This window comes from Pseudoalteromonas sp. SCSIO 43095, assembly GCF_023650455.1.
Lineage (GTDB): Bacteria > Pseudomonadota > Gammaproteobacteria > Enterobacterales > Alteromonadaceae > Pseudoalteromonas > Pseudoalteromonas tetraodonis.
The window spans coordinates 2786970-2804100 of the sequence record NZ_CP087995.1 but is presented as its reverse complement, the minus strand read 5'-3'; the positions used below and the strand labels follow the sequence as shown (position 1 = coordinate 2804100).

Genomic DNA, 17131 nt, shown 5'->3' with positions numbered 1-17131 from the left:
CAAAATATCTTTAAAGCAAGTTTTTTATAAATTGATTGCATTTTAAGCGACTTCTATGGTGATGTTCGCTTTAAGTAATGCTATACTCCCGCCGAATAATTTATCGACTTTATTAAGAGTAAAATTAATGGCAGATTTATCGAAGTACAGAAACATTGGTATTTTCGCGCACGTTGATGCGGGTAAAACCACAACTACTGAGCGTATCCTAAAGCTTACAGGTACAATCCACAAAAGCGGTGAGACACATGATGGTGAGTCTACTACCGATTTCATGGAGCAAGAAGCTGAGCGCGGTATTACTATCCAGTCTGCGGCAGTAAGCTGTTTCTGGAAAGATCACCGTTTTAACGTTATCGATACTCCTGGACACGTTGACTTCACCGTTGAAGTTTACCGTTCACTTAAAGTACTAGACGGTGGTATCGGTGTATTCTGTGGTTCTGGTGGTGTTGAGCCACAATCAGAAACTAACTGGCGCTATGCGAATGAGTCAGGCGTTGCACGTATCATCTTCGTAAACAAATTAGACCGTATGGGTGCTGATTTTTACCGTGTAACTGAGCAAGTACAAAAAGTACTTGGTGCTACTCCATTAGTTATGACTTTACCAATTGGTATTGAAGACGAATTCATAGGTGTTGTAGACGTTTTAAACAAACAAGCGTATGTTTGGGATGAGACAGGTCTTCCTGAGAACTACTCAATTGTTGACGTTCCAGCTGACATGGTAGAGAAAACTGATGAATACCATGAAATGCTTATCGAAACTGCTGTAGAGCAAGACGATGACCTAATGGAAGCGTACATGGAAGGTGAAATCCCTTCAATTGAAGACATCAAGCGTTGTATCCGTAAAGGTACTCGTGACCTTGCGTTCTTCCCTACATTCTGTGGTTCTGCATTCAAAAACAAAGGTATGCAACTTGTACTTGACGCAGTAGTAGATTACCTACCTGCCCCTACAGAAGTTGATCCTCAACCTCTTATGGATGAAGAAGGTAACGAAAACGGCGAGCATGCAATTGTATCTGCAGACGAATCTTTCAAAGCGTTAGCATTCAAAATCATGGATGACCGTTTTGGTGCATTAACATTCGTACGTATCTACTCTGGTAAGCTTAACAAGGGTGACACTATCCTTAATGCATTTACGGGTAAAACTGAGCGTGTTGGCCGTATGGTTGAGATGCAAGCAGATGATCGTAAAGAGCTTACTTCAGCACAAGCGGGCGATATCATCGCTATCGTTGGTATGAAGAACGTGCAAACTGGTCACACTCTTTGTGATCCTAAGCACCCAGTAACACTTGAGCCAATGGTATTCCCAACTCCAGTAATCTCGATTGCTGTACAGCCTAAAGATAAAGGCGGTAATGAGAAAATGGGTGTTGCTATCGGTAAAATGGTTGCAGAAGATCCATCTTTCCAAGTTGAAACTGATGAAGATTCAGGTGAAACTATCCTTAAAGGGATGGGTGAGCTTCACTTAGATATCAAAGTAGATATCCTTAAGCGTACTTACGGTGTAGACCTTATCGTTGGTCAACCACAGGTTGCTTACCGTGAAACTATCACTCGTGAAGTCGAAGATAGCTACACGCATAAGAAACAATCTGGTGGTTCTGGTCAATTCGGTAAAATCGATTACCGTATCAAGCCTGGCGAAGTGGGTTCTGGTTTCACGTTCACATCTTCAGTTGTTGGTGGTAACGTACCTAAAGAATTCTGGCCTGCAGTTGAGAAAGGCTTTAAGTCAATGATGAACGAAGGTGTTCTAGCTGGCTTCCCAGTACTTGACGTTGAAGTTGAACTTTTCGACGGTGGCTTCCACGCCGTGGATTCATCAGCAATCGCATTCGAAATCGCAGCTAAAGGCGCTTTCCGTCAGTCTATCCCTAAAGCGGGTGCACAACTTCTTGAGCCAATCATGAAAGTTGACGTGTTCACGCCAGAAGATCACGTAGGTGACGTAATCGGTGACCTTAACCGTCGTCGTGGTATGTTAAGCAACCAAGAAGCTGGTTTAACTGGCGTTCGCATTAAAGCAGACGTACCGTTATCAGAAATGTTCGGTTACATCGGTTCACTACGTACAATGACATCAGGTCGTGGTCAGTTCTCTATGGAGTTCTCACACTACGCACCATGTCCACAAAACGTAGCTGACACAGTAATTGCTGCAGAAAAAGAGAAAAAAGCAGCTAAGTAATTAGCACTTTAACTCTTTAAAAAAACCCGCACGTGTTGCGGGTTTTTTATTGTCTGAAGGTTATTAAGCTCGAAAATTAAAACGTGCGGTCATAAAAAAGGAGCAACAGTTAGTTGCTCCTTTTTTATTTATTATGGCTATACAAATCTTTAAAATAGCTGACTTAATTTAGCTTATTAGCTGTTTTTGTGATGAGTGCTTTAAACTTCTTACGATGTGATTCACCACTAAAGCTCTGAATAGGCATGGTTACTTTATGTTCTTGTGGTAACAGCGGTATTGCTGTTGAATAACGCCCTGCAGGTGGAACGGTTATCTCTTTGAGGTGTACTTTAAGTGCCGCTAATGTTGCATCATTATCGACTTCACTCGGGCAGAGAAAAATTCCCCACTGCCTGAGCTTAACGCCTAGCTTGATACTACTTGAATAGCGCACAATAGGTGCAGCGAGTATGAGCCCTAATAAAATAGGAGATAACCACCAAAAAAAGACTGGCGTAAAGTAATAAGCAATGCTACCCCATACAATGGCAACCAGCGAAGAAAGCAATGTATAACTAAACGCTTCTTTCCATGGCACCATTCTGCCTTCACGCGGTTGAGCGTCCCATTTTACTTTTTTACCTAAAAATACACAGACTACAAAATACGCATGAAAAACCATCATTAATGGTGCCACAATAATGGCAAACACGGTTTCAATTATAGACCCTAAAGTAAGTTTTAATGCACCACCAAAGCGCTGCTTTCTATGCACTAAGGTAACAATCACGCCCATGAGTTTAGGCAATAATAAAATAATGATAGTTAAGTAAAGTAATGAGTCAATGAGCTCTGTTTTGGCTATTTGCCAAGTTGGAAATAGTTGATAGGCGCGATTAAAATAGACATCGCTATTTAAAGCGCGTGTTACCGCGTCTATGGTGCTTAACGCCAGCATAGATAACCAAATGAGTGATGATATATACGCGGTTGCACCCAGTAAAAAATGCAGCTTACTCATTAGCTTTAATTTTGCTGATGATAATAAGCCAAGATGTTGAATATTACCTTGAACCCAGCGTCTGTCGCGTACAGCATAATCTAATATGTTGCTCGGAACTTCCTCGTAACTGCCCTCAATATCGGCAAGTAATAATACGTCCCAATTCGCGCTATGTAACAAAGAGGCTTCCACAAAATCATGACTTAAAATTTCACCACCAAAAGGCGCTTTACCTTTTAGTGTTGGCAAGCCACAGCAATCAATAAATGCTTTAACGCGAATAATGGCATTATGGCCCCAGTAATTGGCTTTATCGGTTTGCCAAAAAGCAGATCCGGTAGCTAACATTGGACTATAAAGAATTGAAGCGAACTGTAAAAAGCGTCCAAAAAAGGTATCTTGGCGCACAGGAATAGGGATAGTCTGAATCAATCCCGCTTGTGGATTATTCAGCATACTGGTAGTGAGCTCTAGCATGCACTGACCCGTCATCACACTATCAGCATCCAATACAATCATATGCTCGTATTGGCTACCCCAGCGCTCGCAAAAGTCGGTTAAGTTACCCACTTTACGATGTTTGTTATCTTCACGGCGACGATAAAATACCTGCTTTGCAGTATCACCTAAGCGCTCACATAACGCATGCCATGCACTTAATTCATTACTAGCAATAGTTGCGTCTTGTGTATCGCTTAGTAAATAAAAATCAAAGTGTTTTAATTGCCCTGTCGCTTTTAATGATTGTAAGCTGACTTCAAAGCCTGCAATCACTCTGTGCGTATCTTCGTTATATATAGGCATAACCACAGCCGTTTTTTGCTGTGACAATGCTTCACTGTTAATAGAGACCGGCTTTATTTTTTTAAGTGTGAGTGGATCTATCCGAAATAGCTGCAGTATAAAACCAATACAACCACTACAAAATGCGGTGACTATCCACGCAAAAGTAATAGAAAATAAAGCAAGAAGTGCATACTCAAGTAAGGTCATGCCATTTGAATTTAAAATTTCAAACATAATTGAAATGCCATAGCCTGAAAGACCAATAGCAGCGATAGCAAATAACCACACACGAAGTGTTTTAAAAGGCATCGGCGTGCCTGCGCTTTGTTTACTTGATGTCATTTGGATACCAAACATAGCTCCATACCTCGCTCACTTCTTTATTACGTAGCTTTAGCGATAAACGCATATCTACAGGATCACTACCTTGGGGAGCGACTTTAAAAGCAACACGCCAACCTAATGATTTTGGTAATTTTTGCACTGTAATATCGCGGGCTTCACCGGTAGTAAGCTGAAGATCTGCGCTAAGTGCTAATTTTGCTGATAACTGATTGATATCAGGGCCGGTAAAGTCAACAGTAAATTGACGATGGCTTTTTGGCGGTGGATTATCTTCACCAGGTAATGCGGCACTACCAATACGCGTTCTAGCTACTTTGGCCAAATTATTTTGGCTTAGATAATCATTAAACGTCGTCATTTTATAGCTAAACTTTAATGCCTCTCCTGCTTTGAACGGCTTTTCAGGAACCCAATAACTTACAATATTATCGTTTGTTTCAGTATCTGTTGGAATTTCTACTAGCTCAACACGGCCATTGCCCCATTCACCTTGTGGTTCTATCCAAAGGCTAGGGCGGTTGTGGTAATGCGCTTCGATATCAAAGTAGTTATTGAATTCACGGTCACGCTGCACAAGGCCAAAGCCTTTTGGATTCTCATATGAAAAAGAGGTTACACTGAGTTGGGATGGATTATTAAGCGGACGCCATACCCAATTACTCTCTTGTGACTGCGTGAGCAAACCATCTGAATCATGTACTTCAGGGCGGTAATCATCAAAAAACTTAGTGCTATTTTCACCGTGATAAAACATGCTCGTTAATGGCGCTATACCTAGCTTTTTAACATCTTTACGCGCAAAAATTTGCATGTCGACGTTAACACGTGTCTGTGTGTTTGGGTCTATTTCAAACTTATAGGCTCCCGCTACCGATGGGCTATCGAGTAAAGCAAAAATAGTAATATTAGTTTGCTCTGGTGTTGGTTTTACTAACCAAAACTCTTTGAATGAAGGAAACTCTTCACCAGATGTTTGTGCGGTATCAATTGCCAATCCGCGTGCTGATAAGCCATAAACTTGATTAGGTCCAACTAGGCGAAAATAAGAAGCGCCCTGAAACACCATAATTTCATCTTTATAGTCATCGTTATTTAGTGGGTAGTGCAATCTAAAACCAGCATGCCCTAACTGTGTACCTTCAACACTTTTCGCTATTTCATCTTTTAGGTGTGCTGCTGTTCCATCATATTGATAAAAGTCTGTGCTAAATGGGAGGCGGCTAAGCTTGGCATCGTGATCAACGATATTGATTTTGACTGGGGTTTTATATAAAAAACCTGGGTGAAACAGTTGCAGCTCATAAAGCCCTTCATCTTTCCATACCGATTGATCGTGTTTGAAGCGGATTGAGCGGTAGTCTTGATAATCAATACTATTGAGCGCTTCTATTTGTATGTTTTTAGGTGCAATATAATCTTGCTCAGCAAGCTTTTTAGCACGCGCACTTATCACATCAAATAAGCTGCCTTGTGGTATTGCCGCTTCTAATGAGGTTGCTGCAATGGCGTTGTTCGTTCCCCACAGTGAAAAAACTATCAACATCCCTACCAAAGGTTTAAAAGCCCTTTGACAAGTTGATATAAGGTGAATGCGTTCTTTCATTTTGAATCCTTTATAAAAATATATTTACAGCGAGAGTAACGTCTATCTCAATGGTTTTTATATGGGTTAGCAGGACTGGGCAATTATCGTTTTAGCGCTGGTGTAGTAACGCAGCTTCACATTTTGTATTTATTGAACAATAAATGAAAGGTGTGAAATTTGATAAAGGCCATATCAAGGTTTGCATAGATAGTAAGCAATGTTTGCTGAAGCTTGTCTGAATTACATTTGTATAAAAAATAAAAAATAAAAAAGCCGCGAAAGCGGCTTTTGAGTAACTATATAGATATTTTAGGTCACAATACCTAATTGTTAACCGACTAATTAAGCTTAATCAGCATACTTTGTTGCTTTGTACGTTAATTTAACATTACCAAAAGGAATGGCGCCGTTTACACGCACTCGCCACTTACCTTCTTTAGGGTTGGTAAATGAACAACTTTCGCTATTACCGAAGCTTATTGAGGCGCAATCTTTTCTGAAAAGAGTCGGGTTTCTTTTATGGCGTACAAATAAGTTTGCATCACCCCAGCCACCGTCAAGGCTAACCGTTAGCTCGTCATAACCTTGTGGGATTTCAAAGCTGTAGCTTTTCCACCAAAACCACCCGCCAATATTATTAATTTCGCCAATAATTACTTCAGGTTCTGGCTCAGGTGGCGCGATAATGGTCGAGCGAATATCGACAATAACAGGGTCATGATCTGACGCTCTGTAAGGACCTTGAGCATATAAGGTTGATTGTTGTGCGTCAGATTTAAATTCAACGTTATAATCAAGCGAGATAGGCTCATCGGCATTAATGTGCCAATCGGTTGCACTGACTACTTTATTTAATAAGCTTGGGCTGACTAGGGCGTGATCTAAACTACCCGCTCGGCCAGAAAAGCTATAAGAGTAACCTAAAGTGTTGCCATCTAGCTCAGCAACCACATTTTTAAAGCCTTTATCAGCAAATGCACGGATAGGATCTTCCATTGCATAGGCGTTCATGTCGCCAACAAGAATGATATCTTCATCATCAACCCCTGTTGGTTTGCTATTTAACCAATCAGCAAATGCATTGGCGCCAGCAGTTCGAATTTCGTTCCAACATGCTTGGCCGTCATTTTGATCAGCGTTTCCACCAGTTGCACTTCCACAACCACCTTTAGATTTTAAGTGGGCAACGGCAACAGTAAAGACTTCTTCTGTCTCTAAAGATTTAAAGCTTTGCGCAATAGGTGCGCGATTGCTGTAGTCAAAAGGCGCGTCAGTTGTAATCGCTGCTGTTCCTACCTGCTGTACTTTATCAGCACGATAAATAAGCGCGGTAGTAATGGCGTCGGTGCCGATTTTATCAACGCCAAAGTCCACAAATGCATAGTGATTTTGACTGTCGGCATCATTAAGTGCATTTACTAAGCTTGCAACAGCACTAAATTCACCAAAGCCGTCATTTTCAATTTCCATTAAGCCAATCACATCAGCTTGCATAGCACTGATAGCACTAACTAGCTTGGCCTGTTGACGAATTAATTCTACTTCTGAGTCAGCACCTCGGCTAGTTGGGAAACCGCCACCTTGGCCATCGCCATTAAAGTAGTTAAGCACGTTAAAGCTGGCAACACGTAAATCAGCGTCAGGGTTTAACTCTGGCGCATCGGTGCGTGGATTCGTAGTTATAAACTGAGGTGTGACCGTTGGGTGAATACGGTAAGTGCTAAAACTGTACGCTAGGGCGCCAGTTACGGTATTTACTGTATCGCCAGTACGCAGCGTATTCTCTGCCGATAATCCAGGTACAGGGTAAGCAATAGGGTCGCGATTTTGACGAGTTGAGCCATCATCTACGAGTATTTTTTTAGTTAGATTTTGCGCTTCAACCGCATTTGCTGCCGCACCAGGAAGTGCAACTTGTGTCCCTTGATATAAACGTTCGGTGGCAAGCTCTAATTCACCGTAACGACCTAAACCATAGTTATTCGTGACAACTAATGGCTGCTCTAGGGTCACCAACATACCTTCAAATGCTTCTAACTCACTTTGATCGATAACGGGTAAAGTGATTTTAGTAGGATAAGCTGAAAGGCCGGTATCACAAATAGCAACTTGGCTAACATTACCAATTTGGGTGGCATCAAAGTACTCTTCAACAGTACCTTGTACGCGAACATGGTCGCCAACATTAACATCAGTATTGGTAAAGTAAACAAATACACCTTCAGAAGTAAGGGGATTTGCATCTTCATCACTATTAAGTGAATTTACAAAAAAGCCTTTGAGCTGATCATCTGCTTGGAAATCAGCCGTCACAACGCCTTCAAATTCAACCACAGTGTTAACCAGTGGACTGCTTGCGCCTTCACCTTGAATACTGCTAATTAATGTTTTATCAGCGCCACATAGTAAAGGATCTTCAGGTTCTGGCTCAGGATCTGGATTAGGTGAAGAATTCCCTGCAAAGATACCTAGATCACTAAAATCATCTTGATCAAATTGCAGCCATAGCTCACTTGGATTAAAAGCGCCATCGGCATCAGTGCGTCCGTTTAATTGAGTTTCTTTACGGCGCAGTGTTTTATTTTGCGTTTGTACGCCACCTTCAGACCAAAATGAACCTGGATCTACGCCGCGTTGACCAAAGCTATCAATAACGGTTGAGCCTTGCGTAAGTACCAGTGCGTCATCACCATTAAAGTTAGTGACGGCGCTGAGTTGATCTGCTTTTTCTTTTAATTCAACTGAAGCATTACCATTAACAATGACATACGTGCTATTAGCAGCAAGTTCACCGGTTAAATCGAGCGTATTGTTCGCCTCTGTATTGCCATTTGAATAGAGGCTTAGGGTGTAGCCATCCAATGACAGTGGGGTTGTCGAATTATTAAATAGTTCTACTGCTTTATTATAGCTACTGCCCTCTACGTATTCTGATATAACGAGGTTTGCGGTAGCGGGTGCACTGAGGCTTGCTAACACAAGCGCCAATGGCGTTATTTTTGTTTTCAACATTATTATTTTTTCCCGTGTTTTTGTTTCCCCAAATGGGACGCTTAGTGTAATGAAAAATGATTACAAATAGAATACAGAATGTTAACAATATTAAGTTTTGTTATTTTTTGAGGTAGAACGTACAGTTGTGTGTTTGGTTTTAGGTAAGGCAGAGCCTGTGTAGTGTGATTACTATCTATAAAAATAGGGGGTAACGCTGCATAAATGCCAACTATGTGTTGTTCTTAAACATAAAAAAAGGGCAATAAAGCCCTTTTATATCAATATGCTTTTATTACTTATTTAAATAGCGGGCAGCCTGCTTTGCAAAGTAAGTCAGAATGCCATCAGCACCTGCACGTTTAAATGCTAATAGAGACTCCATAATAGTGGCTTCCTCACTCAGCCAGCCGTTATCAATAGCGGCTTTGTGCATCGCGTACTCACCACTTACCTGATAAGCAAATGTTGGTACACCAAATTCATCTTTAACGCGGCGTACAATGTCTAAATAAGGCATACCTGGCTTAACCATTACCATATCGGCGCCTTCTTGCAAATCAAGAGCTACTTCACGAATAGCTTCATCAGAGTTGGCAGGATCCATTTGGTAAGTTTTTTTATCAGCGCCTTTTAGGTTTCCTGCTGAACCGACAGCATCTCTAAATGGGCCATAGTAGCTTGATGCATACTTTGCTGAATAGGCCATAATGCGAGTGTGAATAAAGCCATCGGCTTCAAGGGCTTCACGAATTGCACCAATACGCCCATCCATCATGTCTGATGGGGCAACAACATCAGCACCTGCATGTGCGTGTGATAGCGCCTGCTTAATTAAAATTTCGGTAGTGACGTCATTAATTACATAACCTGCATCATCAAGAATGCCGTCTTGACCATGCACAGTAAATGGGTCAAGTGCAACATCGGTGATCACGCCAAGCTCAGGAAAGGTTTCTTTTAATGCGCGAACAGTTCTTTGTGCTAAGCCATCATCGTTATACGCTTCTTCAGCGAGTAGAGACTTTTTATCTGCAGGGGTAACAGGGAAAATAGCAAGCGCAGGGACGCCTAAATCAACTAATTCTTTAGCTTCTTCTAGCAGTAAATCAATTGACAAACGTTCAATGCCGGGCATCGATTCAATACTTTCACGACGGTTTTTACCTTCAAGCACAAAAACAGGGTAAATAAGATCATTAACACTCAGCTGATTTTCAGCCATAAGGCGACGAGAGAAATCATTACGGCGCATTCTACGCATGCGAGTATATGGGAAAAGGTCTAGTCCAGATTGGGCCATAAGTTATACGCTCCTACTGTGAGATTGGAAAATTAACCACTTGATTGCGGCCATGTTGTTTTGCTAGATAGAGTGCCTTATCGGCACGCTCAGTAAATGTTTCAGGGTTATGAACATCATCGGCAATATGAGTATAAACACCGGCACTAATGGTGTATTTAATCGTAGTACCTGCAACACTGACAGTGTTTTTTTCTACTGCGCACCGTATTTGCTCGGCAATAGTTAACGCACCTTGATTATTAGTATTGGGTAGCAGGACGACAAATTCTTCACCACCATAACGCGCCACTTCATCAAGGGGACGTTTTAATTGTTGCTTAATAACATCACAGACTGCTCGAATTACCTGATCGCCGGTTAAGTGGCCATAGGTATCGTTGATTTCTTTAAACTTATCTATATCAAGCATAATGATGCTCAAGGGTGTTTGCTCACGGCGTGAACGGCGAATTTCCATGATTATTTTTTTATCAAAGAAGCGCCTGTTTTTCACCCCTGTTAGAGCATCTTCCATATTGAGTTGTTCAAGCTCACGGTTTTTATCTTCAAGTTCCCTAAGCGTGACTTGTAACTCAAAGGTGCGCTCATCAACTTGGTTTTCAAGTTCATGACGAGTGCGATCTTGTAATTCAATTCGTTCATTTAACAACGCGTCTTGCGCTGCACTTTTTGCAATCAATGCCTGTTGTGTTGTGACTTGCTCATCGCGTTGTAATATAAATAATTTTATGACGGTGTAGCTTAAACAAAATGAGCAGCTTAAAGAGGCCGCGAAGGTGAGTATTAAGCTGGATCTAGTGACGGTATACAGGCCTGTTAACGCAACGGAAAAATGAATGACTACAATTAAAAAGAACCCGAGTGCCATTAATAGAGATTTATTGGGGCTCGTGGGGTTTTTTCGTAAGTAAAATAATGTTGTGACAACATGATAACTTAAAATGACAGGAATGCTTAAAATAGCAAACAAAGCCACGCTTGGAGTAGGCAGCAACCCTATAAGTACAATAACCAATGCATATAAGGTGGTAATTATTGTTTGCCCTTTAACTAAGTTGGATTTAATGGGTATGCAAACATGGCGCTGTAAAGGAAGAAACAACACCGTGATCAGCATTAGCAAAATAGGCAGCATTAATTGCTGTAAGGCTGCTATGTTTGGGGGGGCATAACGAAACCCAAATCCGCCTAAATATGCTAAAAATAGGCTAAGCATCAGTGTAATCACACCGGCATAGGCAAAATAATGTTTACGTGAAAAAGCAAATAAAACCAAGCTACTGATAGCCAAAGAAAAAATAAATCCAATCAGTAATCCATAGTGCAAGTTAAGCATACTTTTATGGGCTAATAATGCATCTTGTTGCCATAAGGTGAGGGGGACACGAAGCCCGACTCCTGCATTATTATTAACGTTAAGATAAACGGTGGTTTCGCTGTTAGCGGGAAGTGTTAATTTAACCAACAAAGACTCACTTTTAATCGCTCTATCAGATAAAGGAAGAGCATCACCAAAATGTTCCGATTTTAGTTGCTTCTCACCCATAAAGTGGTACAGGTATACATTGTTTAGAAGTGGGTTATCTAACGATAAAATTGGCTCTGTTGGCTTATTAAGATAATTATTTAGTTGAAATTGAATCCACACAGGGCGAGTTTCAAGACCTAAATTAAGCGGTTTATTATTAAGTGACTGCCATTGTTGTAAGTTGCTTTGTTGTGCATCTTCTAGTGAGTTGGGGGTAAACGAATAATGAATCGACTCTATTTTTTTTGAGCTAAATTCGCTATTTATATCAATTGCAGTTGCAGGGAAACAGGATGTAAAAAACACCAAAATGAATGCCAGCAAGGTGCTGTAGATGCGCATTATTTTTTCTCTAATCCAAATAAGCGATTAAAGTTTTCACGAGTATGTTTTGCCACTTCAGATGCTGGAATGTCGTAAAGCTGAGCAAGCGTGTCACACACATAATGCAGCAATGCTGGCTCGTTTCGTCTTGATTTTGGCTTTGGTTTAACAATACGAGGAATTAAAAATGGCGAATCGGTTTCTATTAATAAACGTTCAATAGGAATACTCGGTATAAGTTGCTGTAACTCCTCGCCACGTCGTTCGTCACATACCCAGCCGGTAATACCAATATAAAGTCCTAAACTTAAGTAACCTGAGAGTGCTTGCGCATTGCCTGTAAAGCAGTGCAGTACACCGCGAACAGTAAATTCTTTTAAAATAGTGAGCATATCCTCACTGGCATCACGTTCATGCAAATAAACAGGCAAGTTGAGTTTTTCAGCTAATGCGAGCTGACGACGCAAAACAGCACGTTGTATATCTCTAGGGGAAAAGTCGCGATTGTAATCTAGTCCGCATTCACCTATGGCAATAACATGCTCATTTTGAGCGAACTGAGTAAGTTGTTGCTCAAGCTCAGGGGTTGCTGTTTTAGCGTCATGAGGGTGAATACCAGCGGTAGCATATTGATTATAGTGCGCAGCAAGTGCTAATGATTCTTCACTGGAGGTTATATCACAGCCAATAATCAGCATCCTGTTTACGCCCGCATCTTTTGCTCTGGCGAGCACCTCTTGATGCTGACCATCAAATTGATGATTAGTTAAATTTACGCCAGCATCAATTAACGTGTATTGCATTACTGAGTACGTTTTACACGAATTGAACGGTTTTGATCTGCTTTTTTAAGTAAAAAAGAGTTAAATACGCCACGGCTAATGATAACAGTATCACCTTCGTCTAATTTTAAGCTATCTGAGCCAATTTGACGCCATTGCTGGTTATTTTCTAAGGTAATGATTAGCTCACCATAAGGAGCTTTTTTAACAGATGAAATCATTGATGTAATAGACTCTTCACCATTTTCAGCAATTTCTTTATGCTCTAAACCAAACTCTTTTGTTTTAGTGGCCACAGGCGCTGTTGCAGCGAGAGCCTCAGCTTTTACATTTGTTTGTGCCGATTTGCTTAGCTGGCTTTGCGCTGGTTGTGTTAATGACTTTCCGGCAATGGTGTTGTCGTAGCAGAGTAAACGATTAAAGTCGTTTTCAATAAAACTACAGGCTTGCAAAGCTTGCTCATTAATAGGAGTAGCGGCTAAAACCGGTACGCTGACTAAAGTGAGTAAAGAAAGTAAATACTTGTTCATATTATTCCTTAGATTCTTGTTGTGGTTTTGCGGTATAAAATTTAGCTAAAATTAAACCAAGCTCAAATAAAAGCAGCATAGGTAGTGCCAATAGGGTTTGTGAAAGCACATCAGGAGGCGTTAAAAACATTGCCACTACAAATACGCCAACCACTATATAGGGACGCTTTTCTTTTAGACTTTGTGTGGTTGTTGCACCGCTCCAGCAGAGCAACATAATTGCAACTGGGATTTCAAATGCGATCCCAAAAGCAAAAAACAGCTTGAGCACAAAACCTAAATAACTACTTATATCGGGCGCAAGTGTCATCATTTGCGGCCCTACACTAGTGAAAAACCCTAAAATTATAGGTAGCACCACAAAATAACAAAAAGCAATGCCACTATAAAATAAGATAATACTGGAAGCCAATATGGGCATCAGCATTTTTTTTTCATGTTGATATAAACCCGGGGCTATAAACCCCCAAATTTGATGCAAAATCCAAGGAATGGCAGCAAATAAAGCAACAAACAACGTCAGCTTAAAAGGGGCAAAAAACGGTGCAGTAACATCCGTTGCAATCATAGTGGCTGTACTAGGTAAATGAGCAACTAACGGAGCGGCTACAAAGGTATAAATATCGTTTGCAAAGTAAATTAAGCCAATAAAAATCACTAAAATACTCAATAACGATTTAATTAGCCGGTCACGCAATTCAATTAAATGAGCGACAAACCCTGATTTTACTTCCTCAGTCATTGTGTTTTATACCGTGTATTAAGTGCATGAAAAAAAGAGAGTGTTATGTTCACTTTGAGTCATCTGTTTGTTGGCTATTTGATGCTGGCGTTTGACTTTTTTTATAGCTACGGGTGACTGATTGCGCCGCTTGTTGTAGCTCAGAAACAGAATTTTGTAGGTCAGGACTTAAATCTTTAAGACCTTGTTGCTCTGCTTTTTTTAGATTTTCGTGTAGCTCATGCACACGAAGCTCCTCACTCACCTCCGCTTTTACGGAATTGGCCATTGCTTTTGCTGTTTTAACCCAACGGCTCACAGTTCTAATAGCGACAGGTAAACGCTCAGGACCAAGCACCACCAAACCGACAATAAATACAACAACAAGCTCCCACATTCCCATGCTGGTTAAACCTTGTCGTTGTCTTTAGTTTTGCTAGTTGTACTTGAATCGATAGGCGTTGATTCTGCTGATTTTTCAATGTGTTCTGTTTTATTTTCGCTGGCTTGTTTTTCAGCGCTTTGCTCATCCGACATCGCTTTTTTAAAACCTTTAACTGCACCGCCTAAATCACCACCGATACCGCGTAGCTTTTTGGTACCAAATAAAAGTACAATGATTGCAAGTACAATTAATAGCTGCCAAATACTAATACCACCAAACCCCATGGTTTTCTCCTGCTTTTAAAGCCGTTAATATTAAGATTAAATGCTGATTATACGCCCACAGCGGTAAATAGCACTTAGTTTATGCGCGGCGCCAAGCCGCTATAAAGCCAACTACAGCACAGCCTAAGACAACGCCAGCAGCCATTAAGTTGTATTGTAAATAAAATAATGCTGAAACAATCATCGCTGCACTACTAAAAAGTCCTAAAACCAAGGGCTTATGTGAAACCGTTGATGTTGGAGGTTGTGCGTACGGTGCTCGTTTTAAATTTTGATAAATTAAATCAGGCAACTCAGGCATTTTTTCTGCCCAAAACGGCAAGTTTGCATACATTTGCTTTAGTACAGAAAGCGGGCCAACCTGTTGTTTTACCCAGTCTTCTAAAAACGGTTTTGCGGTTTTCCACAAATCTAGTTGTGGATAAAGCTGGCGACCTAAGCCTTCAACATACAACAAGGTTTTTTGTAATAATACGAGTTGTGGTTGAACCTGCATATTAAAACGACGTGCAGTATTAAATAAATTAACCAGTACATGGCCAAATGATATTTCAGCCAGTGGTTTATTAAAAATGGGCTCGCAAACGGTACGAATGGCAAATTCAAACTCTTCAATGCTGGTATCGGGCGGCACCCACCCTGAATCAACATGTAGCTGAGCTACTTGGCGGTAGTCACGATTAAAAAAGGCAATAAAGTTTTCAGCTAAATAGCGTTTATCTTCTTTGTTAAGTGTTCCCACAATACCACAATCTATACCAATATATTTAGGATTGTGCGGGTTTTCGCGCGACACAAAAATATTGCCAGGGTGCATATCTGCATGAAAAAAACTATCGCGGAATACTTGAGTAAAAAACACTTCCACTCCGCGCTCTGCTAATAACTTCATATTGGTATTTTGTGCCATGAGCGCCTCAGTATCCGAAACAGGAATACCGTAAATTCGCTCCATAACTAATACATTATTGCGGCTGTAATCACTATATACAGTGGGGATATAAAGAGATTCTGAACCTTCGAAGTTACGCTTTAATTGAATGCCGTTAGCACCCTCACGCATTAAGTCGAGCTCATCGAGCAATGTTTTTTTATACTCTTTAACCACTTCCACAGGGCGTAATCGCTTGGCTTCGTTAATTAATTTACCGACAACCTTAGCTAATTTTTCCATTAGTGCTAAGTCAGCGTTGATTTGTTGCTCAATATTAGGGCGAATAACTTTAATAACAACATCTTGCGATTCGCCCTGCGCGTCAACGAGGGTGGCAGTATGCACTTGAGCAATTGAGGCCGATGCCAAGGGGGTTTGTGAAAACTCGCTAAATAGCTGGCTAATATCATCTATTTCTAATGCTTTTTCGATGATCTTTTGCGCTAATTCACCTTCAAAAGGTTCTACCTGATCTTGTAAAAATGCTAACTCTAGCGCGATATCGTGGGGTAACAAGTCACGACGGGTTGAAAGCATTTGGCCAAATTTTATCCACACCGGGCCAAGTTGTTGCAGTGCTAATCGAAGTCTTAAGCCAGGTGGTTTATCTTTGTGTTGGTTGCGCAACCAAAACAAACTTCCTCGTGCAAGTTTAGCAAACCAAGGTGCTTTGTGTTTTGGAATAAGCTCATCGAGTCCGTAGCTAAGCAGAGTTTTAGTTATGTAATACAGTCGGGCAGTTGACACAAAAAATCCTTAGCGCGTTAAAGAGCTTTAATTAAGGCGTTAATACGTTGCTCAATGGCGGCAACTTGGCCTTTTAGTGCTCTATTTTGTTGTTTAAATTGCGCAAGCTCTAATGGATGAATGGTGATTGCCAATTCATCTTGGCACACACTAATAAAAGTACTGTCTAGCTGAGACTTTGCTTTTTTACCTTGCTGCTTAAGCGACTGCAAATGTAAATAAAGTTGTTGTGCAGGCGCGTCGCCAATATGCTTTGCTAGTTGCTCTGGCCAATCAATGTCTACACTTGAAAAGGCGGAACTATAATTTTGAGCTATATTTAAATCGCCTTCTAAATCAAGTTTATTTTGGCGAATAAGTTGAGTCATCATGGCAGGGTTTTTCAGTGCTAACAATGTATCTATGGTGGCACTGATCATACAATCAGCGTCAGCATGTTCTAATGCAGTGTAAAGATGTAGCTGCTGATTGGCATAGGTAATGACTATTTTTTGCTGCCAGTCTCTAACTTCAACCAATAAACGCTGATGCTCTACTACATTTAGTTTATCGTGTAAGCTCGGGTCGAGTTTAAGCGCTTGATTTAGTATTTGTTCAATAAGCGAAAGCACAAAACTCGGTAGCATAAAAAAACTGCTTGTAGCCGGTTGTTCTTTATTGTTTTCTTCAAGCGCCATAAATTACTA

Annotated in this window: 13 protein-coding genes; 1 reads left to right on the top strand and 12 read right to left on the bottom strand. The window is 40.8% G+C overall.

Going from position 1 to position 17131, the window contains the following annotated elements:
* Positions 1-127 precede the first annotated feature (127 nt).
* Positions 128-2212, top strand: a complete 2085-nt coding sequence (fusA, locus tag LOC50_RS13255; RefSeq protein ID WP_036983338.1) for an elongation factor G — start codon at positions 128-130, stop codon at positions 2210-2212.
* Positions 2213-2375: 163 nt separating this feature from the next.
* Here the strand turns inward: fusA and mdoH are convergent, their stop codons facing one another.
* The 12 genes from mdoH to LOC50_RS13195 form a co-directional block, all read right to left on the bottom strand.
* On the bottom strand, positions 2376-4340 hold the full coding sequence (mdoH, locus tag LOC50_RS13250; protein ID WP_250653341.1) for a glucans biosynthesis glucosyltransferase MdoH: 1965 nt from the start codon (positions 4338-4340) through the stop codon (positions 2376-2378).
* Positions 4312-5931: a glucan biosynthesis protein G gene (locus LOC50_RS13245; protein ID WP_036980625.1), complete on the bottom strand. Its 1620-nt coding sequence runs from the start codon at positions 5929-5931 to the stop codon at positions 4312-4314. Before LOC50_RS13245 ends, mdoH begins: the two co-directional genes overlap by 29 nt.
* Before the next feature lie 330 nt (positions 5932-6261).
* Positions 6262-8925 (bottom strand): ExeM/NucH family extracellular endonuclease, encoded by a 2664-nt coding sequence (locus LOC50_RS13240; protein ID WP_250653340.1) that lies wholly within the window; start codon positions 8923-8925, stop codon positions 6262-6264.
* Positions 8926-9199: 274 nt separating this feature from the next.
* Positions 9200-10207 (bottom strand): porphobilinogen synthase, encoded by a 1008-nt coding sequence (hemB, locus tag LOC50_RS13235; protein ID WP_069438904.1) that lies wholly within the window; start codon positions 10205-10207, stop codon positions 9200-9202.
* 13 nt (positions 10208-10220) lie between these two features.
* Entirely contained in the window at positions 10221-12080 is a 1860-nt protein-coding gene (locus LOC50_RS13230; protein ID WP_036980619.1) for a sensor domain-containing diguanylate cyclase, read from the bottom strand.
* Positions 12080-12865: a TatD family hydrolase gene (locus LOC50_RS13225; RefSeq protein ID WP_250653339.1), complete on the bottom strand. Its 786-nt coding sequence runs from the start codon at positions 12863-12865 to the stop codon at positions 12080-12082. Before LOC50_RS13225 ends, LOC50_RS13230 begins: the two co-directional genes overlap by 1 nt.
* Positions 12865-13374, bottom strand: a complete 510-nt coding sequence (locus LOC50_RS13220) for a hypothetical protein (protein WP_036980614.1) — start codon at positions 13372-13374, stop codon at positions 12865-12867. The genes LOC50_RS13225 and LOC50_RS13220 overlap by 1 nt, the downstream gene beginning before the upstream one ends.
* A gap of 1 nt (position 13375) precedes the next feature.
* A complete protein-coding gene (gene tatC / locus LOC50_RS13215; protein WP_013466202.1) occupies positions 13376-14116 on the bottom strand; it encodes a twin-arginine translocase subunit TatC in 741 nt (246 codons plus the stop codon).
* Positions 14117-14165: 49 nt separating this feature from the next.
* On the bottom strand, positions 14166-14498 hold the full coding sequence (gene tatB, locus LOC50_RS13210) for a Sec-independent protein translocase protein TatB (protein WP_036980612.1): 333 nt from the start codon (positions 14496-14498) through the stop codon (positions 14166-14168).
* Positions 14499-14503: 5 nt separating this feature from the next.
* The gene (gene tatA / locus LOC50_RS13205) at positions 14504-14764 is read right to left on the bottom strand and encodes a Sec-independent protein translocase subunit TatA (RefSeq protein ID WP_013466200.1); all 261 of its coding nucleotides are present in this window, start codon (positions 14762-14764) and stop codon (positions 14504-14506) included.
* A gap of 79 nt (positions 14765-14843) precedes the next feature.
* Complete coding sequence (gene ubiB, locus LOC50_RS13200; protein ID WP_250653338.1) at positions 14844-16445, bottom strand: ubiquinone biosynthesis regulatory protein kinase UbiB; 1602 nt, start codon at positions 16443-16445, stop codon at positions 14844-14846.
* A 17-nt stretch (positions 16446-16462) separates the two neighbouring features.
* Positions 16463-17122 carry a ubiquinone biosynthesis accessory factor UbiJ gene (locus LOC50_RS13195; protein ID WP_036980608.1) on the bottom strand — a complete coding sequence of 220 codons (660 nt, stop codon included), beginning with the start codon at positions 17120-17122 and terminating at the stop codon, positions 16463-16465.
* Positions 17123-17131 lie beyond the last annotated feature (9 nt).